Origin of the sequence: Bartonella sp. AP57NXGY, assembly GCF_042195805.1 — a bacterium.
Lineage (GTDB): Bacteria > Pseudomonadota > Alphaproteobacteria > Rhizobiales > Rhizobiaceae > Bartonella.
Genome location: NZ_JBHIOZ010000641.1, coordinates 1 through 582 on the forward strand (window position 1 = coordinate 1; position 582 = coordinate 582).

Below are 582 nucleotides of genomic sequence, written 5' to 3' on the forward strand. Positions count from 1 at the left end.
ACAATAGAAGCAGGACGCGCTGTTAATATGCAAGCCCACAAAGGCAGCATCCATGGTGTTGGAGCCGATATTATTGCCGGTACAAACCCGATGCAAAGCAATGATGAACAGAGCGGGAATATCACCATGGGAGCAGGTAAAGATATCACTTTTGAAAGTGCGCAAAACACACAAAGCACACAAAATCATACGCAAAGCGCTTCAATGAATGTTGGGTATAGTTATGGTACCGGTGGTCCAGGGTGGATGGGGAATGCTTCTTTTGGTAAAGGCAAGGGTTCCAGTGAGGAAGTGCATCACAAGAACAGCCATATTATAGGCACTGGCACTCTTCATACCATAAGTCAGGGAAACACCATACTGGCAGGCGCCGTGGCTTCTGCAGACCATGTAGAAATGGAAGTAGGGGGTGATTTTGCCATTACCAGCCGCAGTGATACGGGACAAACTTCCAGCAAGCAAGACTCTTTTTCTATTGGGTTTAATGGTGGAAAAAAGGATGATGCAGCCACAACCAATATTTCCTTGAACAAGGATAAATCCTCTAGCGATTATCATAGTGTTGTGGAGCAATCAGGCATC

Annotated in this window: 1 protein-coding gene; it reads left to right on the forward strand. The window is 45.9% G+C overall.

Annotation, left to right across the window (positions count from 1 at the left end; translation table 11 throughout):
• Positions 1 to 582: hemagglutinin repeat-containing protein (locus ACFIL8_RS12420; RefSeq protein ID WP_375690083.1), on the forward strand; the 582-nt coding region annotated here is incomplete at both ends.